The sequence below is a fragment of the Citrobacter sp. Cpo074 genome (assembly GCF_030332745.1).
Lineage (GTDB): Bacteria > Pseudomonadota > Gammaproteobacteria > Enterobacterales > Enterobacteriaceae > Citrobacter > Citrobacter portucalensis.
Genome location: NZ_JAOWHG010000033.1, coordinates 623,870 through 645,441, shown reverse-complemented (window position 1 = coordinate 645,441; position 21,572 = coordinate 623,870). Strand labels below are relative to the sequence as shown.

Sequence of the window (21,572 nt, the reverse complement as noted above, 5' to 3'; positions counted from 1 at the left end):
TGACCTATGACAAAATGAATTTTAGCATATGACGATAATAGTGAGGCGTAAGCGCGCTGTCCAGCGAGAGGAGAAATTTATGGAGCAGGAGAGTGATATCCAGTCAGTGCTCTTTGACGACACGAATCGGGCGTTACAGACCGATATCGTCGCCGTCCAGTCACAGGTGGTGTATGGCAGCGTAGGCAACAGCATCGCCGTCCCGGCCATTAAAGCGCAGGGGTTACGCGTGACGGCAGTACCCACGGTGCTGTTCAGTAATACCCCGCATTATGAAACCTTTTACGGCGGCGTTATTCCGTCTGACTGGTTTAGCGGCTATCTCCGCGCCTTAAGCGAGCGTGATGCCTTGCGTGAGCTAAAGGCGGTGACAACAGGATACATGGGCAGCGCGGAGCAAATCGCCTTGCTGGCACAGTGGCTGGAAACCGTTCGGGCCACACATCCGGACCTGTGCATTTTGGTCGACCCCGTGATTGGCGATACGGATAGCGGCATGTATGTGAAAGCCGAAATCCCGGAAGCTTATCGTCAGCACCTGCTGCCGTTGGCACAGGGGCTGACGCCGAACGTGTTCGAGCTGCAAATGCTAAGCGGAAAGCCGTGTCGTACGCTTGATGAAGCCATTACGGCGGCACAATCACTGCTCACTGACACCCTGAAATGGGTGGTAATAACCAGCGCGCCGGGGGATACCGAAGAGATTATTAACGTTGCGGTGGTGACGGCTGAAACGGTTGAGGTGTTAGCCCATCCGCGAGTGAAAACGGATCTGAAGGGGACTGGCGATCTGTTTTGTGCAGAGCTGGTGAGCGGCCTTGTACTGGGGAAAGCGCTGACGACCGCGACGCACGACGCCGCGCAGCGGGTGATGGACGTGATGACGTGGACGCACCTGTGCGGTTGTGATGAATTAATTCTGCCACCGGCAGGGGAGGCGCGATGAAGAGTTACCGGCTGGTAGTTCGCCAGAATGGGCGTATGGTTGGACATTTTGACACCAACGGGGCAGCAGCGCTGGAAGATATCTGTGTAGCGCGGGCCATGTTTGGTATTGCGGGTGGCTACGACTGTGAATTGTTAGTGGCAGACTCGGAGCGACGGATGCTGGAAAGCGGGCCGGAAGGGATGAAGATTCTGATGCGCGAGGCGTGTTACCGACCGGTCACCTCACAAATTTAACGCTTTTCCGACCTACAAAAGATAAAAATCGTTATCGGGTATATACAAAATCATTCAGGTTGCATCAAGGCGGCAAAGGAGAGAATCCCCGGGAGCGTACATGAGTACGTGACTGGGGTGAGCGACTGCAGCCAACACAGAGGCAATCTGAAGGATGAAGTATATAAAAAAATGGCGCCATCAGGCGCCATCTTTCTCTGCAAAAAGAATTACTTCTTGATGCGGATAACCGGAGTCTCACCCACTGTCACGCTACCGGACAGTTTGATCAGCTCTTTGATTTCGTCCATGTTGGAGATAACAACCGGAGTCAGGGTAGACTTGGCTTTTTCTTCCAGCAGCGGCAGATCGAATTCAATAACCGGGTCGCCCACTTTCACGCGCTGACCTTCTTCAGCGATGCGTTTGAAGCCTTCGCCTTTCAGTTCAACGGTATCAATACCGAAGTGAACAAACAGCTCAATGCCGCTGTCGGATTCGATAGAGAAAGCGTGGTTGGTTTCAAAGATTTTGCCGATGGTGCCATCAACAGGAGCAACCATTTTGTTACCGGTTGGTTTGATAGCAATGCCATCACCAACGATTTTTTCAGCAAAAACTACATCCGGCACGTCTTCGATGTTGACGATCTCGCCAGAGAGCGGAGCAACGATCTCAATAGTTCCGGTGTCTTTCTTATCATCAGAAACCAGAGATTTCAGTTTATCGAACAAACCCATGATCTTCTCCTAAGCAGTAAATTGGGCCGCATCTCGTGGATTAGCAGATTGTTTTTTCTTCAATGAACTTGTTAACCAGCGTCATTAACTCGTCCGTTGTCGGTTGAGCAAGAGCCTGCTCTGCTAACACCTTCGCATCTTCGAAGTTCGTGTTACGGATAATCTTCTTAATGCGCGGGATAGAAATGGCGCTCATAGAGAATTCGTCCAGACCCATCCCCAGCAACAGAAGTGTAGCACGTTCGTCGCCTGCAAGCTCACCACACATGCCAGTCCATTTGCCTTCAGCATGAGAAGCATCAATAACTTGCTTGATCAGCGTCAGCACAGATGGCGACATCGGTTGGTAAAGGTGTGAAATCATATCATTACCACGGTCAACTGCCAGGGTGTACTGCGTTAAATCATTGGTGCCGATACTAAAGAAATCAACTTCTTTGGCTAAATGACGCGCAATTGTTGCCGCAGCTGGTGTTTCCACCATCACGCCAATCTCAATGCTCTCGTCAAATGCTTTACCTTCGTCGCGCAGTTCCTGTTTGTAGATTTCGATCTCTTTGCGCAGTGCACGCACTTCTTCAACAGAGATGATCATTGGGAACATGATACGCAGTTTGCCGAAAGCAGAGGCGCGCAAGATAGCGCGAACCTGGTCACGCAGGATCTCTTTACGATCCATGGCGATACGCACGGCACGCCAGCCCAGGAACGGGTTCTCTTCTTTCGGGAAGTTCATGTACGGCAGTTCTTTATCGCCGCCGATGTCCATGGTACGGACGATGACCGCCTGAGAGCCACAGGCTTCAGCAACGGCTTTATACGCAGCAAACTGTTCTTCTTCAGTTGGCAGCGATTCACGGTCCATGAACAGGAATTCGGTGCGGTACAGACCCACACCTTCAGCGCCGTTACGCTCGGCGCCTTCAACGTCACGAACGGTACCGATGTTGGCGCAAACTTCAACCTGGTGACCGTCCAGCGTGATAGCCGGCAGATCTTTCAGCTTAGCGAGTTCCGCTTTCTCGGTTGCAACCTGCTCCTGAACGGCACGCAGTTGCTCAATAACGTCGTTGGTCGGATTGACGTAAACCTGATTGTTTACGGCATCCAGAATCAGATAGTCGTCGTTTTTCACCTGAGAGGTGACGCTACCCGTACCTACGATGGCAGGCAGTTCCAGAGAACGCGCCATGATAGAGGTATGAGAGGTACGTCCGCCCGCGTCAGTGATGAAACCCAGCACCTTGTTCAGGTTCAGCTGTGCGGTTTCTGACGGGGTCAGGTCTGCGGCAACCAGGATAACTTCGTCCTGGATAGCGCTCAGATCAATAATTGCCAGACCCAGAATGTTACGCAGCAGGCGTTTACCGATGTCACGTACGTCAGCCGCACGTTCTTTCAGGTATTCATCATCCAGCTCTTCCAGGGCTGTGGCCTGACCTTCGATAACTTCATGCGCAGCTGCATCAGCCGTCATGTGCTTATCTTTAATCAGGGCTATGATTTCCTGCTCCAGCTCCTCATCTTCGAGCAGCATGATATGCCCTTCAAAGATGGCTTCTTTTTCTTCACCGAACGTTTCACCAGCTTTGGTTTTGATCGCTTCCAGTTGCGCAGATGCCTTGGCACGACCGCTCAGAAAACGTTCAACTTCCTGATCAACCTTGTCGGCAGAAATTTTTTTCCGGTCAATGACGATCTCGTCTTCTTTCAGCAGCAATGCTTTACCGAAAGCGATACCCGGGGATGCTAAAATGCCTGAAATCATAACCCTACCTTACTTGTGACTGATATTTAAAAGAACTCGTTGAACTTACTCGAGTTCAGCCATCAGTTTAACCAGATGCTCAACTGCTTTCTGCTCGTCTTCACCTTCTGCGGACAGGGTGACAACGGTACCCTGAGTCAGGCCCAGAGTCTGCAGTTTAAACAGGCTTTTGGCGCTAGCGCTTTTGCCGTTGGAAGTCACAGTAATTTCAGAAGTAAAGCCTTTTGCTTCTTTAACAAACTGAGCAGCAGGGCGAGTATGCAGACCGTTCGGAGCGGTAATGGTAACTTCTTGCTGGAACATTATATTTCCCCAACTTATAGGTTTAGTGTTGTGGAACTAAAGTCTAGCCTGGCGGCTCAACTTTAGCCTGTATTGTTAGCATCGGCGTAAACTGGACGCGACACAAAAGGAGTTCGGTGCAATCCGTTGCTGGCAACTTCTTGCCGCTGACGTTTCGTTCGTCATTAAACATTATGCCGCGAAAGGAAGAGTTGAACCAAATCATAAAATCGATTCAGCTAGCGCTTTTCCTGTAACGATTAATTTCGCGCATCAAAATAATTAGTTTGGTTAAATACCAGTTCCGGCGGGCTGAATCAATGCCAGGCGAGTTGAAACTTTGAAGCAGGCCACAAAAAAGCACCCAAAAGGGTGCTTTTTTACGCGTTTTTAACATGCTGGCACTACTGTTGCAGTTCTTTCTCTGTAAAGAGATCGGCAAACAGTGCAGTGCTCAGATAACGCTCACCCGATGACGGTAGAATAACCACTATATTCTTATTGGTAAAGGTTTCATCTTCCTGGAGCTTAAGCGCGGCAGCAACCGCAGCACCGGAAGAGATCCCAGCCAGAATACCTTCTTCTTCCATCAGACGACGCGCAGTAGAAATAGCTTCATCATTAGTGATGGCAACGACTTTATCGATAAGCTTCAGATCAAGGTTACCCGGAATGAAGCCTGCTCCAATGCCCTGAATTTTATGCGGGCCTGGTTTGAGTTCTTCACCTGCCAGCGCCTGGGCGATAACCGGGGAGTCGGTAGGTTCAACCGCGACGGTGATCAGATCGGTTTTGCCTTTAGTGCCTTTAATGTAACGGGTCACACCAGTCAACGTACCGCCAGTACCGACGCCGGAAATAAAGACATCAACCTGGCCATCGGTATCTTCCCAGATTTCCGGGCCGGTGGTTTTTTCGTGGATTTCCGGGTTTGCCGGGTTGCTGAACTGCTGCAGCAGCAGGAATTTTTCCGGATCGCTGGCCACAATTTCTTCCGCTTTCTGAATCGCGCCCTTCATACCTTTTGCGCCTTCGGTCAGCACCAGGTTCGCGCCCAGCGCTTTTAAGAGCTTGCGGCGCTCAATGCTCATGGTTTCAGGCATGGTCAGAGTCAGTTTGTAACCGCGAGCTGCGGCAACGTAGGCCAGCGCAATCCCTGTGTTGCCGCTGGTTGGTTCGACCAGCTCTACACCCGGTTTCAGTACACCACGTTTTTCGGCATCCCAAATCATGTTGGCACCGATACGGCATTTGACGCTAAAGCTTGGGTTGCGTGATTCCACCTTCGCCAGAATGCGTCCGTTACCGATACGGTTCAGTCGAACCAGCGGCGTATGACCGATAGTCAGCGAGTTGTCTTCAAAAATCTTACTCATGGCCTGTCCTTAACTGTATGAAATTGGGATACCGCTTCAGCATACCTGTTGAGAAAGTATGGGGAAGTAAGGAATTCGTATATCTATATGCCACCAGGAAATAATGCGTTGCAGTATGGAATAAGAGCGGGCATAAGCCAGCCCGCTTTTACACATTTTTGCATTACTTCCATAACGCGTGCTTAGCACGATAGCAGTCTACCCACATCGCCGTGGCACCACAAACCGCGACCGGCATGATGAACAGATTGAGCACCGGAATCATGGTGAACAGGCTGGTCAATGCGCCAAATTGCATATTGGTGACCTTGCGTGTGCGCAGCGCGACGCGCATCTCCTTAAAAGGCACCTTATGGTTATCAAACGGATAATCGCAGTACTGAATGGCCAGCATCCATGCGCTGAACAAGAACCACAGCACCGGGGCTACGGTCTGACCAATACCCGGAATAAAATAGAGGATCAGCAACACGACGGCGCGCGGGAGATACCACGCCAGCTTTTGCCATTCACGTTTCATAATACGGGGAACATCTTTCATGATGCCGAGAACGCCGGTATCAGGCGGTGTTGCGCCCGTTAAGCGTGCTTCCAGCTGTTCTGCCAGCAGACCGTTAAACGGCGCGGCAATCCAGTTGGCTATGGTGGAAAACAGGTAGCCGAACACCAGTAGTACGGAGATAGTGACAATCGGCCACAGCAAGTAGCTGAGCCACTGAAGCCAGTCAGGGACGTGACTCATCAGCGCGGGGATCCAGCTATCGAGTTGTGTGAATAGCCACCAGAATGCGCCGCCCATCAGCAGGATATTCACCAGCAAAGGCAGGATGACAAAGCGACGAATGCCCGGTTGGGTGATGAGCTTCCATCCCTGTGAAAAGTAATAAAGGCCGCTGCGAGGTACGACTGCAGATGATGAAACCATGGTCAGGACATACTCCTTGTTATATAAGCTCTGGTAAACTTTGCGTATCTTACCGGGTTGTTGAGCGTTAAGCTGTTCAGAAATGTTCGAAAAAACAGCAAAAAGCACAATTTTGTTCATCTTTATGCCGTGAAAGCCAAGAGTGCACTTGCACTTGGCGTAATCGACAAATACTCTTAGTGAGTAAATGTTTGCCGTGGTGGCAAGGTGTTAGAACAACAGAGAATATAATGATGCAGGATTTGCGTCTGATATTAATCATTGTTGGCGCGATCGCCATAATCGCTTTACTGGTACATGGTTTTTGGACTAGCCGTAAAGAGCGGTCTTCTATATTCCGCGATCGCCCACTGAAACGCATGAAGTCTAAACGTGAAGACGAGGATTCGTTCGACGACAACGTCGAGGAAGACGAAGGCGTGGGCGAAGTTCGCGTTCATCGTGTGAATCATGCTCCCGGTAACGCGCAGGAACATGGTGTTCCTCCTCAGTCGCCGCAACACCAGTACCAGCCGCCTTATGCGTCTGCTCAGCCGCGTCAACCCGCGCCGCAGCCTGCACAAGCGCCGGTGCCGCCGCCGCATGCTCAGCAGCAGCCGCAGCCGCAGCCTGTACAACCGCAGCAGCCGGTGCAACATCAGCCTGTTCAGCAACAACCTGTGCAGCAGCCGATGCAGCATCAGCCCGTTGCTCCGCAGGTTCAGCAGCCCGTGCAGCAAGCACCGCAACCTGCGCCGCAGGCTTTCCAGCCCGCAGAGCCTGCCGTTGAACATCAACCGCAGCCTGAGCCGGTAGTTGAAGAAGCGCCTGTTGCTGAAAAACCGCAGCGTAAAGAAGCGGTCATTATTATGAACGTTGCGGCGCATCACGGTAGTGAGCTCAACGGTGAAGTGCTGCTCAACAGCATTCAGCAAGCCGGTTTTAAATTTGGCGATATGAATATTTTCCATCGTCATTTGAGCCCGGATGGCAGCGGTCCTTCGCTGTTCAGCCTTGCCAATATGGTTAACCCAGGAACGTTTGACCCCGAAATGACGGGTGATTTCAGCACCCCTGGCGTGACTATTTTTATGCAGGTTCCGTCCTACGGTGACGAGCTGCAAAACTTTAAGCTGATGCTGCAGTCGGCACAGCACATTGCCGATGAAGTGGGTGGTGTGGTGCTCGACGATCAACGTCGCATGATGACGCCGCAGAAACTGCGCGAGTATCAGGACCGCATCCGCGAAGTTAAAGAATCTCACGCCTGATTCTCCTCTGGCGTGACATCTCCTTGCTAAACCCCCGCCTGTCGGGGGTTTTTTATCATTGATGGTGCGATATGGAATCAATCGAACAACAACTGACAGAACTGCGAACCACGCTTCGCCATCATGAGTATCTCTACCATGTGATGGATGCGCCGGAAATTCCCGATGCGGAATACGATCGCCTGATGCGTGAACTGCGCGAGCTGGAAGCGCAGCATCCGGAACTTATCACCCCCGACTCGCCAACCCAGCGTGTTGGCGCCGCCCCGTTAGCAGCGTTCAGCCAGATTCGCCATGAAGTGCCAATGCTGTCACTGGATAACGTGTTTGATGAAGAGAGTTTTCTCGCCTTCAACAAGCGCGTGCAGGACAGACTGAAGAGTACGGACAAACTAACCTGGTGCTGCGAACTGAAGCTGGACGGGCTGGCGGTCAGTATCCTGTATGAAAACGGTGTGCTGGTCAGTGCCGCAACGCGTGGTGATGGTACTACGGGTGAGGATATTACCTCGAACGTGCGCACCATCCGTGCGATCCCATTAAAACTGCGAGGCGATAACATTCCGACGCGTCTGGAAGTGCGCGGTGAAGTGTTCCTGCCGCAGGCCGGATTTGAAAAAATTAACGAAGAGGCCCGCCGTACTGGCAACAAAGTGTTTGCTAACCCACGTAACGCAGCGGCCGGGTCATTGCGTCAGCTCGATCCACGTATTACAGCGAAGCGACCGCTTACTTTCTTCTGCTATGGCGTTGGTGTGCTGGAAGGTGGTGTGTTGCCTGATACCCACCAGGGCCGTCTGCTGCAATTTAAAGAGTGGGGATTGCCGGTGAGCGACAGAGTTAAGCTTTGCGACTCTCCGGAGGAAGTACTTGCTTACTATCACAAGGTTGAAGAAGACCGACCGACGCTGGGATTCGATATCGACGGTGTGGTGATCAAAGTCAACTCCATGGTGTTGCAGGAACAACTGGGTTTTGTTGCCCGCGCGCCGCGCTGGGCGGTGGCCTTTAAGTTCCCGGCGCAAGAGCAGATGACCTTCGTACGTGATGTTGAGTTTCAGGTTGGACGCACCGGGGCGATTACGCCTGTCGCTCGCCTTGAGCCAGTTCAGGTTGCCGGGGTGTTGGTCAGTAACGCCACCTTGCACAATGCGGATGAAATTGAGCGTCTTGGTTTGCGTATTGGCGATAAAGTCGTCATTCGCCGTGCGGGCGATGTCATCCCGCAGGTAGTGAATGTCGTGCTTTCCGAGCGCCCGGACGATACGCGTGAAATTGAGTTTCCCACCCACTGTCCGGTATGCAACTCTGACGTTGAGCGTGTGGAAGGCGAAGCGGTCACTCGCTGTACCGGTGGTTTAATCTGCGGGGCGCAGCGTAAGGAATCGCTGAAACACTTCGTTTCCCGCCGCGCGCTGGACGTTGACGGCATGGGCGATAAAATTATCGATCAACTGGTCGAGAAAGAGTATGTCCACACGCCAGCGGATCTCTTCACACTGACCGCAGGTAAGCTGACCGGACTCGATCGTATGGGGCCGAAATCGGCGCAAAACGTGGTGAATGCGCTGGAAAAAGCGAAAGAAACGACGTTTGCCCGTTTCCTCTACGCGCTGGGTATTCGCGAAGTCGGTGAAGCCACGGCGGCTGGTCTGGCGGCGCATTTTGGCACCCTTGAGGCGCTGGAAGCGGCTTCCATTGAAGAGCTGCAAAAAGTGCCGGATGTCGGCATTGTGGTAGCGACCCACGTGTTTAATTTCTTTGCTGAAGAGAGCAACCGCGAGGTGATCGTCCAACTGCTGGCGCAGGGGATTCACTGGCCGGCGCCGGTGGTCATCAACGCTGAAGAAATCGACAGCCCCTTCGCGGGTAAAACGGTAGTGCTGACCGGGAGCCTGAGCCTGATGTCACGCGATGACGCCAAAGCGCGACTGACCGAGTTGGGTGCAAAAGTAGCCGGCAGCGTATCGAAGAAAACCGACCTGGTGATTGCCGGTGAAGCGGCGGGTTCGAAGCTGGCAAAAGCGCAGGAACTGGGTATTGCCGTGATCGATGAAGCTGAAATGATCCGCTTACTGGGTGCCTGAGATGGAAAAAGAGCAGCTGGTTGAAATCGCCAATACCGTGATGCCCTTTGGCAAATATAAAGGGCGTCGGCTGATTGATGTACCGGAAGAGTATCTGCTGTGGTTTGCCCGTAAAGATGAATTCCCGCCGGGCAAGCTCGGCGAGCTGATGCAAATCACGCTGCTGATTAAAACTGAAGGGCTGACGCAACTGGTGCAGCCCCTGAAACGCCCGTTCTAAGCCTTTGCGGCGCGGCTTTTCTGCTGCGCCTGCAATGCGTCTGTTTGTTGCTTGTAGCGACGTGCCAGCACGGCACACACCATCAGCTGAATTTGATGGAAGATCATCAACGGCAGCACCATCATTCCTATCACTGACGTCGGGAACAGAATATTTGCCATTGGGATCCCATTTGCCAGGCTCTTTTTCGATCCGCAAAAGACAATGGTGATCTCATCGGCTTTGTTGAAGCCGCATTTCCGCGCAACAAAGACGTTGATGCCAATCACGATTGCCAGCAATACGATGCTGACCACCACGATAAACAACAGCGAACCAATCCCCACTTTGTGCCAGATCCCGTTAACCACGGCTTCACTGAAGGCGGAGTACACCACCAGCAAGATGGAGGATTGGTCCGTTTTGGCGATCCATTTTTTATGTCGGGACACCCAGTTACCAATCCACGGACGTGAAAGATGTCCCAGTACGAACGGCAGCAGCAGCTGCAGCATGATTTTCCCCACCTGCTCCAGACTGCCTTCTGCGCCATGCATATTCATTACCAGGCCAACCAGTAACGGCGAGAGAAAAATACCCAGCAGGCTGGAGGCCGAAGCGGAACACACGGCGGCAGCAACGTTACCCCCCGCCAGCGACGTAAAAGCGATTGCCGACTGCACCGTGGCCGGCAAAATACACAGGTACAGGAAACCGGTGTACAGCATCGGGTCAACATTTACCGGTGCCCACCAGGCGAACAGAACGCCCAGCACCGGGAAAACAACAAACGTGCTGCACATCACCCACAGATGTAAACGCCAGTGACTACCGCCGGCAATAATGGCTTCACGCGAAAGCTTCGCCCCGTGCATAAAAAACAGTAGGGCAATGGCAGCGGTGGTTAAGCCTTCAAAGAAAGGTACAAAGCCACCCTCGGCCGGGAAAAAGGACGCCAGTAAAACGACCGTAATCAACGTTATCGTGAACGGATCAAGGATACGAAAAAGTTTCATAAAAGCTCCTGAAATTCGGTAGGAACATTTTGCGTTTTTCTGTTTGAGAAATAAAATTGATTTATTGCATCCATATATGAATCGAATAGATGAATTACTCTCTGCGTCAGCTCCGTATTTTTGTTACCGTCGCTCAGGCCAAAAGCTTTAGCCGGGCGGGGGATATCATTGGCTTAAGCCAGTCTGCGGTCAGCCACAGCGTTAAAGAGCTGGAAGGGCAGACGGGTGTGCGGTTGTTAGATAGAACAACGCGGGAAGTGGTGCTGACAGAAGCAGGGCACCAGTTGGCGGCGCGGCTGGAACGTATTCTGGATGAACTGCACAGCACGCTGCGCGAAGCAGGCCAGGTGGGAACGCAGTTAACCGGAACGGTGCGCGTTGCCGCCAGCCAGACAATATCTGCTCACCTTATTCCACAGTGTATTGCCCAGAGTAATCAGCTTTATCCAGCAATCGATTTTGTGCTGCACGATCGTCCGCAACAGTGGGTGCTGGAGAGTATTCGTCAGGGCGAGGTGGATTTTGGCATTGTGATAGATCCAGGTGCTGTGACCGATCTACAGTGTGAAGCGGTGTTATCCGAACCGTTCCTGCTGTTGTGTCGAGAGGATCATCCGCTAGCCCAACGCGAATGGGTAAATTGGCAGGATTTATATCATGAGCGCCTGGTATTACAGGATTACGCTTCCGGCAGTCGACCGTTGATCGATGCGGCACTGGCTCACTTTTCCATTGAGGCCAATATCGTTCAGGAGATAGGTCACCCTGCCACGCTTTTCCCGATGGTTGAGGCGGGGATTGGTATCAGCGTGCTGCCTGCGCTGGCGCTTCCTCTGCCACAGGGCAGCCATTTGCAGGTTAAACGCCTGACGCCGGTTGTGGAACGACAATTGATGCTGGCACGACGTAAAAATCGTTCTTTATCGACTGCGGCCCAGGCGCTGTGGGACGTAGTACGGATGCAGGCCAGTGAATTAACCGCCGGTCGGGCACGGGATCCTTTGTACCAGCTTTAACGATATGGCTGGTGTTTGTCATGTCGTTAAGTTTGGCTTTCAGTATCGATGAACTGATCGTTAACTTTTATATTTTTACCCGGCACCGGACTACCTCTTTATATTTATAAATTCTCCTGCGTTATTCTTAGGCAATTGCTTAGCTTGCGGATTTGTAAGGCTATTTTAAATTATTACTTTTTTCTTGACCTTCCACTTGCTGGAAGGTTGATACTCTTTATACGCAAGTACGGATAGCAGTATCTAATACAATGATGTATAGCGATTGATTAATGAAATGACTAAGCAATTTATACAGTAACTCGTTATAGGTAGAATTAACACGATCCCGATGGAGTAATATTAGTGACATGTTAAATAATCCTACAATAGCTGGTTGCTGAAACTAATCCGGTAAATATATTTAACTAATGGGGTATTGGCGGCGATGATAAGAAAAAATAAAATTTTAATTGCAATGCAAATTAGTATGCTGGCATGGTCTGGTTATACGTTTGCAGCAGACAGAGTGTATGTAGCAAATGAAGGTGCAGATTCAGTTAATGTACTTGATGCTGCGTCTTTAAAGACTGTAGATAAAGTACATGTTGGTAAAATGCCGCATAACGTTCAGGTGTCACCAGACAATAAAACAGTTTGGGTAACCAACCTTGGTGCTAACGGGACACATTCATCAGGCTCTGAACATATGGATATGAGTAAAGATGCCCATTCTGAGAAAATGGATATGGGCAAAGATTCTCATGCAGGCAAAAAGGAACATGGCGAAGTTTGGGTTATTAATGCCGAAAATGATACGGTTATTGCAAAACTTCCGGTTGGCGCACACCCTGCGCATGTTGTCGTCACCCCTGATGGGAAAATGGCGTATATCTCAAATAGTGCAGATAACACTATCAGCGTGATTGATGCAGAACATTTGAAAAATTTAACGACAATTAATGTAGGTAAATTCCCTCATGGCCTCAGAGTGAGTCCTGACGGTAAAGAAGTTTATATCGCGAATATGAAAGGGGGCTCGGTATCCGTCGTCGATACAGCCAGTAATAAAGAAGTCGCGCAGATCCCATTAGGTAAAATGCCAGCCCAGGTAGGTTTCTCACCGGACGGAAAACGGGTGTTTGTTTCCCTGTCTGGTGAAGATGCTGTAGCGGTGATTAATACAGCAACGCGTAAAGTTGTGAAGAAAATTAATGTCGGTACCGTACCAATCCAGCTGTTTGGCACTCCGGATGGTAAAAGCATGCTGGTAACCAATCAGGGCTCGAAGAGCAGGCCGGGTAACACAATAAACATGATTGATATCGCAAGCCTTACGGTAGCGAAAACCATCACCACTGGCGATGGGGCCCATGGCGTGGTTGTGGATAAAAATGGCAAATATGCTTACGTAACTAACTCATTTGCAAACTCTGTTTCGATGATTGACATTAATGAGCGTAAGGTAGTGAATACGCTTCCGGTAGACAACAACCCAAATGGTATCAGCTGGGGCTCTGTCGAAGTGACGCCTAAATAACTGTGCTAGCATTTATCAATACCCGTCATTCGCTGGCGGGTATTTTCATGAATATTCTATAAATAAAGGAACGACAGATGAGAAAGCCGGAGCGGACAAAAACGCTGCCTAGTAAGTTCAATTTTGATGATACTGTAAACAGACTCGTCAGCGTATTGAATGCTAAAAATATTCGTATTTTTGTACAGGTTGATCAACAGCAAGCGGCAACGGAAGCAGGTCTTGCTCTGCGACCGACGATGTTATTTCTGTTTGGTAACCCAAAGGGTGGTACTCCTGCCATGCAAGCAAATCCTCATGCGGCAATAGAGTTACCCCTAAGGGTGGTTATTTGGCAGGATGATAATGGTGATACCCATATAGATTATCAGGATGCAAGTACTGTTCTGGAGTTTGACTATGATGTTGCACATAATATTGTTGCTCCAGTTAGCATCCTGACAACCCTTCTTAACGAAGTGGCCGGTAATTAATTGCAAATAACACTAAATGCCTCGTGGATATTTAGTGTTATTTTTCTGCGTTTATTATGCAAGTGTTTAACCCGCTATAATAAACCTATTGAATAATACACATGATGTTCATTACTCTTCAATGTTTGTCGGTTCGTCTATTTTATAAATAGACGATTTTTTGTTTGCAATATTATGTGAAGAGTATATCTTGACGCTCAAATATTAATATGAAAGTTATGAGGATAGTTATGAAAAAGACATTAGTCACATCATTGGCCGCTTCTTTGTGTTTTCTCAGTCTGTCTGCCTTTGCTGCTACAGAAATCTCGCAACAAGAAGCCAATAGTTTAAAGCATGTCAAGTCAATCACCGTAACGGAAAATACGGTGAATCAATGTATGCACAAAATTTCGAAAATGGCAGATAAAGAAGGTGCTGATTTCTTTGTCATTAAGAACTTCTCTTCTATAGGCAATGGTTCTCAGGCTGTAGTGACCAGCGAACTCTATAAGAAGTAAACAGCAGTTTCCCCCGTTTTAATTATTGATTAGCGAAAGTGCGTTGTTGTACCTGCTTTCGCTTATTAATAATCAACAAATGTTAGTCAGTCATTTGCAAGGCGGGCTTTGTCAGCCCACTCGTCTGACGAATTCCTGATGTGTTGGTACTCCTTGCCATTTCTGGCAGAAAAAAAATGTGAGTTCAGGCCGATTTAGCACATGCCATCTATACCGATTTACTATCGGTTATCGGGATAAACGGTATTGGTAATCGATTGCGTAGTCTCGCTATAACAATGCGGTACGCTACGTTATTTCGATTACTCAGTATTAAGGACATCTCATGAGCCACTCTCTTTTCTCGCAAAATCCCTGGTATAGCGCTGATATCATTCGTGGTAACAAACCGGATTTTACGCCGCGCGTAGCCTTTATCCTCGGCTCAGGCCTGGGGGCGTTGGCGGATCAAATTGAGGATGCGGTTGCCATCTCTTACGAGAAACTACCAGGGTTCCCGGTGAGTACCGTACACGGTCATGCTGGTGAACTGGTGTTGGGAAATCTGGCGGGAATTCCGGTGGCCTGTATGAAAGGACGTGGACATTTCTATGAAGGTCGCGGTATGACGGTGATGACGGACGCCATTCGTACGCTGAAGCTGCTGGGCTGTGAGCTGCTGTTTTGCACCAATGCTGCAGGCTCTTTGCGTCCCGAAGTCGGACCGGGTAGCCTCGTTGCGCTTAGCGATCACATCAATACGATGCCGGGTACGCCGATGGTAGGGCCAAACGATGAGCGTTTTGGCGAGCGATTCTTTTCACTGGCGAATGCCTATGATGCTGACTACCGTGCGATCCTGCAAACTGTTGCCGCTGAGGAAGGATTCCCGCTGAGTGAAGGGGTTTTTGTCTCTTATCCGGGGCCGAACTTTGAAACCGCGGCAGAAATCCGCATGATGCAAATTATCGGTGGCGACGTGGTGGGGATGTCGGTGGTGCCTGAAGTTATCTCTGCGCGCCACTGCGGTTTGAAAGTGGTTGCGGTGGCGGCCATCACCAACCTGGCGGAAGGTCTGGGTGATGTTAAATTATCTCACGCGCAGACGCTGGCTGCGGCGGAACTCTCCCGGCAGAATTTCATCAATTTGATCTGCGGATTCTTGCGCAAACTGGCCTGAATAACTAAAAAATGACCCCGCTTGCGGGGTCTTACTTTATGGCAAGGAACGGAAAAATGGGTATCGCATCTCGCTTAAAGCTCATGTCGTTTTTGCAATATTTCATCTGGGGAAGCTGGTTGGTAACCCTGGGTTCCTACATGATTAATACCCTGGATTTTACCGGCGCGAACGTCGGTATGATTTACAGTTCGAAAGGGCTGGCGGCGATTATCATGCCGGGCATTATGGGCATCATTGCCGATAAATGGCTACGCGCCGAGCGCGCCTATATGCTTTGTCATCTGGTGTGTGCGGGCGTGTTGCTATATGCCACAACCGTTACCGATCCGCAGACCATGTTTTGGGTGATGCTGGTTAACGCAATGGCGTATATGCCGACGATTGCGTTATCGAATAGCGTCTCATACTCGTGCTTGGCGCAATCAGGTCAGGATCCGGTCACCGCGTTCCCGCCAATTCGTGTATTTGGCACCATTGGGTTTATTGTGGCGATGTGGACAGTCAGTTTGATGGGACTGGAACTGAGCAGCGCGCAGTTGTATATCGCTTCAGGCGCATCGCTGCTGCTGGCTCTGTATGCACTTACGTTGCCGAAAATCCCGGTTGCTGAGAAGAAAGCAAACACCACGCTTGCCAGCAAGCTCGGTCTGGACGCCTTTGTTCTGTTTAAAAAACCGCAGATGGCAATCTTCTTTTTGTTTGCGATGATGCTGGGGGCGGTGTTGCAAATCACCAACGTCTTTGGCAATCCGTTCCTGCATGATTTTGCCCGTAACCCGGAATTTGCCGACAGCTTTGTGGTGAAGTACCCCTCCATATTGCTTTCCGTTTCACAGATGGCGGAGGTGGGCTTTATTCTCACTATTCCGTACTTCCTTAAACGCTTTGGCATTAAAACGGTGATGCTGATGAGCATGCTGGCATGGACGCTGCGCTTTGGCTTCTTTGCCTTTGGCGATCCGTCGCCGTTTGGTTTTGTGCTGCTGCTGATGTCGATGATCGTCTACGGCTGTGCGTTTGATTTCTTCAATATCTCGGGATCGGTATTTGTCGAGCAGGAGGTTAGCTCTAACATTCGCGCCAGCGCGCAGGGGCTGTTTATGACGATGGTAAACGGCGTTGGCGCGTGGGTGGGATCAATTCTGAGTGGTATGGCGGTGGACTATTTTTCTGTCGATGGCGTCAAGGATTGGCAAACTATCTGGCTGGTGTTTGCCGCGTATGCGCTGGCTCTGGCGGTTATCTTTGCATTGTTCTTTAAGTACAAGCATGAGCCTGAACGACTGGCACAGAAATCACCGGCACATTAACACTCCATTGGCGGCGGGTTCTGATACCCGCCGTTTCATTTTCTGCGAGGCAATGTGGTAACTTTGCGCATTATCCTTATTTCAGGAGCGCATTATCCATGGAACGCACGCACCGCATCGATCTGAAGTTACTGCGTTATTTTCTTGCTGTCGCAGAAGAACTGCATTTTGGACGTGCTGCTGCTCGCCTGAATATGTCGCAACCGCCGCTCAGTACCCATATTAAAGAGCTGGAGCAACAGCTCGGCACTTTGCTATTTATCCGTCATTCCCGCAGCGTGGCGTTAACTCACGCGGGAAAGATATTGATGGAAGAGTCGCGCCGACTGTTATCCAGTGCTAATCAGGCGCTGGCGAGAGTGGAGCAAATTGGTCGTGGTGAGGCAGGGCGAATTGAGCTTGGCGTTATCGGTACAGCGATGTGGGGAAAAATGCGTCCGGTGATGCGGCGTTTTATGAAGGATAATCCCAATGTTGAGGTGCTGTTTCGCGAGAACATGCCCGCGATGCAGATGACGATGCTGGAACGGCGTGAACTGGATGCGGGAATTTGGCGGATGGCTACGGAGCTTTCTCCCGGGTTTACCAGTTTGCGTTTGCATGAGTCCTCTTTTCTGGTTGCCATGCCGGAAGAACATCCTCTTACTGCCTGTGAGTCCATACCGCTGGAGGCGTTGAGAAATGAATATTTTGTCACAATGCCTTCCATTCATACTGACTGGGCATTTTTGCAGCGAGTTTGCCTGAGTGCTGGATTTTCCCCGATGATTATTCGTGAGGTGAGGGAGCCGCAAACGGTGCTGGCGATGATCAGCATGGGGATTGGTATTACATTAATTGCTGACAGCTATGCGCAGATGAATTGGCCTGGAGTGGTATTTCGACCGTTAGAGGAACGTATTCCGGCGGATTTGTATATTGTGTATGACCAACTGCAGGCGACACCCGCGCTGGAGAAACTGGTAGCGGCATTGACGATGTGATGTCTGTGCCGGATGGCGACTGACGTCTTATCCGGCCTACGCGTGCGGTATTGTCTGTGCCGGATGGCGACTGACGTCTTATCCGGCCTACGTGTGCGGTATTGTCTGTGCCGGATGGCGACTAACGTCTTATCCGGCCTACGCGTGTAGTGTTGTCTGCGCCGGATGGCGACTGACGTCTTATCCGGCCTACGCGTGTAGTGTTGTCTGCGCCGGATGGCGACTGACGTCTTATCCGGCCTACGCGTGTAGTGTTGTCTGTGTCGGATGGCGGCTGACGTCTTATCCGGCCTAGGTGTGGGGTATTGTCTGTAGGCCTGATAAGCGTAGCGCATCAGGCGATGCAGGTTCGAATCTTATAAATCGCAGATAGCAAAAAGGCGCCTTTAGGGCGCCTTTTTACATTGGTGGGTCGTGCAGGATTCGAACCTGCGACCAATTGATTAAAAGTCAACTGCTCTACCAACTGAGCTAACGACCCGAAGTGGTGGGTGATGACGGGATCGAACCGCCGACCCCCTCCTTGTAAGGGAGGTGCTCTCCCAGCTGAGCTAATCACCCACTTCGGTACTTCAATTTTATTGTAAGAAATCCAGCTGGCGAGAAAGTGGTGGGTGATGACGGGATCGAACCGCCGACCCCCTCCTTGTAAGGGAGGTGCTCTCCCAGCTGAGCTAATCACCCACTTCTCAATTTCTTACTCTACACGGCGGAGACTACATAAAGTAGTTGGTGGGTGATGACGGGTTCGAACCGCCGACCCCCTCCTTGTAAGGGAGGTGCTCTCCCAGCTGAGCTAATCACCCCCGCTGTGTGGAGTCGCATTATAGGGAGAGTTGAAAATGAGTCAACGCATTTTCTAAAGAATTTGTTCGTTCGTCGTAAATTTAAACAAAACGATCGCAAATCAATCCATGCGGCATGATTTGTATACGAAAATGGCAAAGCGTGATGTTCCAACCTGAACAACATTGAGGAATCAGACCACAGTGATAGAATACGAGCCTGATAATCTTTCCAGGATTTGCCGGTTGTCGGCATCTTTATAAACGTAAGGCCATTTCATGAAAATCAAAACTCGCTTCGCGCCAAGCCCGACAGGTTACCTGCACGTCGGTGGTGCGCGTACTGCTCTATATTCCTGGCTTTTTGCACGTAACCATGACGGTGAGTTTGTGCTGCGTATTGAAGACACCGATCTCGAACGCTCCACTCCGGAAGCTATTGAAGCCATTATGGATGGCATGAACTGGCTGAATCTGGAATGGGATGAAGGCCCGTACTTCCAGACCAAACGTTTTGATCGCTACAATGCCGTGATTGATGAGATGCTGGAAGCCGGTACCGCGTATAAATGCTACTGCTCCAAAGAGCGTCTGGACGCACTGCGCGAAGAGCAGATGGCAAACGGTGAGAAGCCACGTTACGACGGTCGCTGCCGCCACGGGCATGAACATCATGCTGCTGATGAACCATGCGTGGTGCGTTTTGCCAACCCGCAGGATGGATCCGTTATTTTTGACGACCAGATCCGTGGGCCGATCGAATTCAGCAACCAGGAGCTGGACGATCTGATCATCCGCCGTACTGACGGTTCCCCGACCTACAACTTCTGTGTTGTGGTCGACGACTGGGATATGGAAATCACTCACGTTATTCGTGGTGAAGACCATATCAACAACACTCCGCGTCAGATTAACATCCTGAAAGCGCTGAATGCGCCGGTGCCGGTTTATGCACACGTGTCGATGATCAACGGCGACGACGGTAAAAAACTCTCTAAACGTCACGGTGCGGTCAGCGTTATGCAGTATCGCGACGACGGTTACCTGCCGGAAGCGCTGCTGAACTATCTGGTGCGTCTGGGCTGGTCCAGCGGCGATCAGGAAATCTTCACCCGTGAAGAGATGATCAAACTGTTCTCCCTTGGTGCGGTGAGCAAGTCTGCCAGTGCGTTCAACACCGAAAAACTGCAGTGGCTGAACCATCACTACATTAATTCGCTGGCACCTGAATATGTGGCAACGCATCTGCAATGGCACATTGAGCAGGAAAATATCGATACTCGCGTCGGCCCGCAGCTGTCTGAGCTGGTTAAACTGCTGGGTGAGCGCTGCAAAACGCTGAAAGAGATGGCGCAGAGCTGCCGCTACTTCTACGAAGACTTTGCTGAGTTCGACGCGGATGCAGCTAAGAAACACCTGCGTCCGGTAGCGCGTCAGCCGCTGGAAGTGGTTCGCGATAAGCTGGCTGCTATCAGCGAGTGGACGGCAGAAAACGTGCACCACGCGATTCAGGCAACCGCTGATGAGCTGGAAGTGGGTATGGGTAAAGTTGGGATGCCGCTGCGCGTAGCCGTAACCGGCGCGGGTCAGTCTCCGGCGTTAGACGTAACGGTGCATGCGATTGGTAAATCACGCAGCATTGAGCGTATTAATAAAGCGCTGGCGTTTATTGCTGAGCGTGAAAGCCAGCAGTAAGACCGGTTGAGCGATGAAACAACGGCAGGAGCGCATCCTGCCGTTTTTTTTGCCTGTTATTCAGACTCATCAATACCCAGACGGGTAAGGAAAGTGCGAATACCTTCGCGCGAAATATACATTGCCAGCTTTTCTTGTTCCGTTGGGGACATGTTGTCCAGTGCGCTAATTATCTGGCGACAGGCGTGGCTACGCACCACGTGGGTATATTCTGCCAGCGGTTCCTCAGCCTGATAAATTTCAGGGACTTTGCGAAAAGCCGGAATATTGAGCAGAAACGTACGGACGCTGGAGTCGATATGGATCAGCCTTGCACGACCCCCTTTAACGCCGGGAAACTTTTCGGTGGTCCAGTTTTGTTCTCTGATCCAACGATTGACGGTTTGTTTGGCAACCCCGAGACATTCCGCCAGTTCTTCGGTCGTCATTTTGCTGCGTAATTTTTTCATATTATTTGTTGTCGCGGATCCCTAAGCGTTGTAACAAACCCGTAATGCCTTCACGCAGGATCAGTGACGTAAACATTTTTTGTTCTGACGGAGTCATCTCTTTGGCGAGCCTAATCAGTAGAGCTTCGATAGAGGTATCGCCGGATAACGATAAATTATCTGATAAACCTTCGGCTGAACGCTCAGCACTGCGAATGTATTCACGAACTTGTTCGGTGACGTGAACCAGACGCGCTTTACCGCCCTGTACGCCTGGTTTTGGTGATGTAGCCCAACCCTCCTTGCGCACCCATTTATTGATGGTCTGTCGGCTGTATCCGGTCAGATTAGCAAGTTCTTCTGGCGTCATCCGTTCCTTGAACATAACGATTCCCTGAATAGTCGTGGGGTTAATTAGTGGCTCATTTTATAGCACCATTTTAGTAGAAACCGTGACGCGTTTAACTACTGAATGCGAGTTGTTACGCAATGTTCTTCATTTGACTGCTTTTTCAGCGATTGAATTCTATGAGTTAATTTTGCCGTTGACACACGCGAAGGGAATTCATATGATGCCGCCCGTCAACTCGACAAGCTTTACGTAATGGGGCTATAGCTCAGCTGGGAGAGCGCTTGCATGGCATGCAAGAGGTCAGCGGTTCGATCCCGCTTAGCTCCACCAAATTTAATCCCAATAAATTTGGTACGTACGTAATAGCATCGTGGGGCTATAGCTCAGCTGGGAGAGCGCTTGCATGGCATGCAAGAGGTCAGCGGTTCGATCCCGCTTAGCTCCACCAAAATTGAAACCCTCGCTGAAAAGCGGGGGTTTTTTGTTTCTGTATCCTACCTGTTCTTACCCTGTATCTCTTCGGTTTGCTGAATAGCAGGCATAAA

Annotated in this window: 21 protein-coding genes and 6 tRNA genes; 15 read left to right on the top strand and 12 right to left on the bottom strand. The window is 50.6% G+C overall.

Annotation, left to right across the window (positions count from 1 at the left end; translation table 11 throughout):
- The first annotated feature begins 79 nt into the window (after positions 1–79).
- Entirely contained in the window at positions 80–946 is an 867-nt protein-coding gene (gene pdxK, locus OGX83_RS17455; protein ID WP_286588738.1) for a pyridoxine/pyridoxal/pyridoxamine kinase, read from the top strand.
- Positions 943–1,182: a hypothetical protein gene (locus tag OGX83_RS17450; RefSeq protein ID WP_008785406.1), complete on the top strand. Its 240-nt coding sequence runs from the start codon at positions 943–945 to the stop codon at positions 1,180–1,182. Before pdxK ends, OGX83_RS17450 begins: the two co-directional genes overlap by 4 nt.
- Positions 1,183–1,391: 209 nt before the next feature.
- Here the strand turns inward: OGX83_RS17450 and crr are convergent, their stop codons facing one another.
- The 5 genes from crr to cysZ all read right to left on the bottom strand — a co-directional run bounded on the left by crr (position 1,392) and on the right by cysZ (position 6,252).
- Positions 1,392–1,901, bottom strand: a complete 510-nt coding sequence (gene crr / locus OGX83_RS17445) for a PTS glucose transporter subunit IIA (RefSeq protein WP_000522253.1) — start codon at positions 1,899–1,901, stop codon at positions 1,392–1,394.
- A 40-nt stretch (positions 1,902–1,941) separates the two neighbouring features.
- The gene (gene ptsI / locus OGX83_RS17440; RefSeq protein WP_008785405.1) at positions 1,942–3,669 is read right to left on the bottom strand and encodes a phosphoenolpyruvate-protein phosphotransferase PtsI; all 1,728 of its coding nucleotides are present in this window, start codon (positions 3,667–3,669) and stop codon (positions 1,942–1,944) included.
- Positions 3,670–3,714: 45 nt separating this feature from the next.
- Complete coding sequence (ptsH, locus tag OGX83_RS17435; RefSeq protein WP_002913505.1) at positions 3,715–3,972, bottom strand: phosphocarrier protein Hpr; 258 nt, start codon at positions 3,970–3,972, stop codon at positions 3,715–3,717.
- A gap of 383 nt (positions 3,973–4,355) precedes the next feature.
- Positions 4,356–5,327 (bottom strand): cysteine synthase A, encoded by a 972-nt coding sequence (gene cysK / locus OGX83_RS17430; protein ID WP_003038091.1) that lies wholly within the window; start codon positions 5,325–5,327, stop codon positions 4,356–4,358.
- A 163-nt stretch (positions 5,328–5,490) separates the two neighbouring features.
- Positions 5,491–6,252 carry a sulfate transporter CysZ gene (gene cysZ, locus OGX83_RS17425; RefSeq protein WP_057066948.1) on the bottom strand — a complete coding sequence of 254 codons (762 nt, stop codon included), beginning with the start codon at positions 6,250–6,252 and terminating at the stop codon, positions 5,491–5,493.
- A gap of 230 nt (positions 6,253–6,482) precedes the next feature.
- Between cysZ and zipA the strand changes: the two genes are divergently transcribed.
- The 3 genes from zipA (at position 6,483) to OGX83_RS17410 (ending at position 9,809) form a co-directional block, all read left to right on the top strand.
- The gene (zipA, locus tag OGX83_RS17420; protein WP_286588736.1) at positions 6,483–7,502 is read left to right on the top strand and encodes a cell division protein ZipA; all 1,020 of its coding nucleotides are present in this window, start codon (positions 6,483–6,485) and stop codon (positions 7,500–7,502) included.
- A gap of 71 nt (positions 7,503–7,573) precedes the next feature.
- Positions 7,574–9,589, top strand: coding sequence for an NAD-dependent DNA ligase LigA (ligA, locus tag OGX83_RS17415; protein WP_286588734.1), 2,016 nt, complete (start codon positions 7,574–7,576; stop codon positions 9,587–9,589).
- A 1-nt stretch (position 9,590) separates the two neighbouring features.
- Positions 9,591–9,809: a DUF3820 family protein gene (locus OGX83_RS17410; RefSeq protein WP_111465276.1), complete on the top strand. Its 219-nt coding sequence runs from the start codon at positions 9,591–9,593 to the stop codon at positions 9,807–9,809.
- Here the strand turns inward: OGX83_RS17410 and OGX83_RS17405 are convergent.
- Positions 9,806–10,804, bottom strand: coding sequence for a bile acid:sodium symporter family protein (locus OGX83_RS17405; RefSeq protein WP_003038103.1), 999 nt, complete (start codon positions 10,802–10,804; stop codon positions 9,806–9,808). The genes OGX83_RS17410 and OGX83_RS17405 overlap by 4 nt on opposite strands.
- Positions 10,805–10,893: 89 nt before the next feature.
- Here OGX83_RS17405 and OGX83_RS17400 point away from each other — a divergent pair, with 89 nt between their 5' ends.
- The 7 genes from OGX83_RS17400 (at position 10,894) to OGX83_RS17370 (ending at position 17,767) form a co-directional block, all read left to right on the top strand.
- Positions 10,894–11,820 carry a LysR family transcriptional regulator gene (locus OGX83_RS17400; protein ID WP_003834913.1) on the top strand — a complete coding sequence of 309 codons (927 nt, stop codon included), beginning with the start codon at positions 10,894–10,896 and terminating at the stop codon, positions 11,818–11,820.
- Positions 11,821–12,247: 427 nt separating this feature from the next.
- On the top strand, positions 12,248–13,339 hold the full coding sequence (locus OGX83_RS17395; RefSeq protein WP_153687443.1) for a YVTN family beta-propeller repeat protein: 1,092 nt from the start codon (positions 12,248–12,250) through the stop codon (positions 13,337–13,339).
- Positions 13,340–13,416: 77 nt separating this feature from the next.
- Positions 13,417–13,812, top strand: a complete 396-nt coding sequence (locus tag OGX83_RS17390) for a DUF302 domain-containing protein (protein WP_286588729.1) — start codon at positions 13,417–13,419, stop codon at positions 13,810–13,812.
- Between the two features lie 230 nt (positions 13,813–14,042).
- Positions 14,043–14,312 (top strand): YdgH/BhsA/McbA-like domain containing protein, encoded by a 270-nt coding sequence (locus tag OGX83_RS17385; RefSeq protein ID WP_008785396.1) that lies wholly within the window; start codon positions 14,043–14,045, stop codon positions 14,310–14,312.
- Positions 14,313–14,637: 325 nt separating this feature from the next.
- Complete coding sequence (gene xapA / locus OGX83_RS17380) at positions 14,638–15,471, top strand: xanthosine phosphorylase (RefSeq protein ID WP_286588727.1); 834 nt, start codon at positions 14,638–14,640, stop codon at positions 15,469–15,471.
- A 56-nt stretch (positions 15,472–15,527) separates the two neighbouring features.
- On the top strand, positions 15,528–16,784 hold the full coding sequence (locus OGX83_RS17375) for a nucleoside permease (RefSeq protein ID WP_003834901.1): 1,257 nt from the start codon (positions 15,528–15,530) through the stop codon (positions 16,782–16,784).
- 98 nt (positions 16,785–16,882) lie between these two features.
- A complete protein-coding gene (locus tag OGX83_RS17370; protein ID WP_048234780.1) occupies positions 16,883–17,767 on the top strand; it encodes a LysR family transcriptional regulator in 885 nt (294 codons plus the stop codon).
- 405 nt (positions 17,768–18,172) lie between these two features.
- On the opposite strand, the gene OGX83_RS17365 is transcribed toward OGX83_RS17370, so the two are convergent.
- From OGX83_RS17365 to OGX83_RS17350, 4 genes are all read right to left on the bottom strand, one after another.
- Positions 18,173–18,248 (bottom strand) — tRNA-Lys (locus OGX83_RS17365).
- Between the two features lie 4 nt (positions 18,249–18,252).
- Positions 18,253–18,328 (bottom strand) — tRNA-Val (locus OGX83_RS17360).
- Positions 18,329–18,375: 47 nt separating this feature from the next.
- A tRNA-Val gene (locus OGX83_RS17355) sits at positions 18,376–18,451 on the bottom strand.
- Positions 18,452–18,497: 46 nt separating this feature from the next.
- Positions 18,498–18,573 (bottom strand) — tRNA-Val (locus OGX83_RS17350).
- A 258-nt stretch (positions 18,574–18,831) separates the two neighbouring features.
- Here OGX83_RS17350 and gltX point away from each other — a divergent pair.
- A complete protein-coding gene (gltX, locus tag OGX83_RS17345; RefSeq protein WP_008785393.1) occupies positions 18,832–20,247 on the top strand; it encodes a glutamate--tRNA ligase in 1,416 nt (471 codons plus the stop codon).
- 56 nt (positions 20,248–20,303) lie between these two features.
- Here gltX and OGX83_RS17340 read toward each other — a convergent pair whose 3' ends face one another.
- Positions 20,304–20,696, bottom strand: coding sequence for a MerR family transcriptional regulator (locus tag OGX83_RS17340; RefSeq protein ID WP_003834896.1), 393 nt, complete (start codon positions 20,694–20,696; stop codon positions 20,304–20,306).
- A gap of 1 nt (position 20,697) precedes the next feature.
- Positions 20,698–21,060, bottom strand: a complete 363-nt coding sequence (locus tag OGX83_RS17335; RefSeq protein WP_003028277.1) for a YfeC-like transcriptional regulator — start codon at positions 21,058–21,060, stop codon at positions 20,698–20,700.
- 221 nt (positions 21,061–21,281) lie between these two features.
- Between OGX83_RS17335 and OGX83_RS17330 the strand changes: the two genes are divergently transcribed.
- Positions 21,282–21,357, top strand: a tRNA-Ala gene (locus OGX83_RS17330).
- A gap of 42 nt (positions 21,358–21,399) precedes the next feature.
- Positions 21,400–21,475, top strand: a tRNA-Ala gene (locus OGX83_RS17325).
- The last annotated feature ends 97 nt before the right edge of the window (positions 21,476–21,572 follow it).

What these genes read in the sequence shown, in the direction of transcription:
- OGX83_RS17335 (WP_003028277.1), bottom strand. Translation starts at nt 21,060, where the DNA reads ATGTTCAAGGAACGGATGACGCCAGAAGAACTTGCTAATCTGACCGGA.
- OGX83_RS17450 (WP_008785406.1), top strand. Translation starts at nt 943, where the DNA reads ATGAAGAGTTACCGGCTGGTAGTTCGCCAGAATGGGCGTATGGTTGGA.
- ptsI (WP_008785405.1), bottom strand. Translation starts at nt 3,669, where the DNA reads ATGATTTCAGGCATTTTAGCATCCCCGGGTATCGCTTTCGGTAAAGCA.
- OGX83_RS17385 (WP_008785396.1), top strand. Translation starts at nt 14,043, where the DNA reads ATGAAAAAGACATTAGTCACATCATTGGCCGCTTCTTTGTGTTTTCTC.
- ligA (WP_286588734.1), top strand. Translation starts at nt 7,574, where the DNA reads ATGGAATCAATCGAACAACAACTGACAGAACTGCGAACCACGCTTCGC.
- zipA (WP_286588736.1), top strand. Translation starts at nt 6,483, where the DNA reads ATGATGCAGGATTTGCGTCTGATATTAATCATTGTTGGCGCGATCGCC.
- OGX83_RS17340 (WP_003834896.1), bottom strand. Translation starts at nt 20,696, where the DNA reads ATGAAAAAATTACGCAGCAAAATGACGACCGAAGAACTGGCGGAATGT.
- gltX (WP_008785393.1), top strand. Translation starts at nt 18,832, where the DNA reads ATGAAAATCAAAACTCGCTTCGCGCCAAGCCCGACAGGTTACCTGCAC.
- ptsH (WP_002913505.1), bottom strand. Translation starts at nt 3,972, where the DNA reads ATGTTCCAGCAAGAAGTTACCATTACCGCTCCGAACGGTCTGCATACT.
- OGX83_RS17390 (WP_286588729.1), top strand. Translation starts at nt 13,417, where the DNA reads ATGAGAAAGCCGGAGCGGACAAAAACGCTGCCTAGTAAGTTCAATTTT.
- OGX83_RS17405 (WP_003038103.1), bottom strand. Translation starts at nt 10,804, where the DNA reads ATGAAACTTTTTCGTATCCTTGATCCGTTCACGATAACGTTGATTACG.
- OGX83_RS17400 (WP_003834913.1), top strand. Translation starts at nt 10,894, where the DNA reads ATGAATTACTCTCTGCGTCAGCTCCGTATTTTTGTTACCGTCGCTCAG.
- crr (WP_000522253.1), bottom strand. Translation starts at nt 1,901, where the DNA reads ATGGGTTTGTTCGATAAACTGAAATCTCTGGTTTCTGATGATAAGAAA.
- OGX83_RS17375 (WP_003834901.1), top strand. Translation starts at nt 15,528, where the DNA reads ATGGGTATCGCATCTCGCTTAAAGCTCATGTCGTTTTTGCAATATTTC.
- cysZ (WP_057066948.1), bottom strand. Translation starts at nt 6,252, where the DNA reads ATGGTTTCATCATCTGCAGTCGTACCTCGCAGCGGCCTTTATTACTTT.
- pdxK (WP_286588738.1), top strand. Translation starts at nt 80, where the DNA reads ATGGAGCAGGAGAGTGATATCCAGTCAGTGCTCTTTGACGACACGAAT.
- OGX83_RS17410 (WP_111465276.1), top strand. Translation starts at nt 9,591, where the DNA reads ATGGAAAAAGAGCAGCTGGTTGAAATCGCCAATACCGTGATGCCCTTT.
- cysK (WP_003038091.1), bottom strand. Translation starts at nt 5,327, where the DNA reads ATGAGTAAGATTTTTGAAGACAACTCGCTGACTATCGGTCATACGCCG.
- OGX83_RS17395 (WP_153687443.1), top strand. Translation starts at nt 12,248, where the DNA reads ATGATAAGAAAAAATAAAATTTTAATTGCAATGCAAATTAGTATGCTG.
- OGX83_RS17370 (WP_048234780.1), top strand. Translation starts at nt 16,883, where the DNA reads ATGGAACGCACGCACCGCATCGATCTGAAGTTACTGCGTTATTTTCTT.
- xapA (WP_286588727.1), top strand. Translation starts at nt 14,638, where the DNA reads ATGAGCCACTCTCTTTTCTCGCAAAATCCCTGGTATAGCGCTGATATC.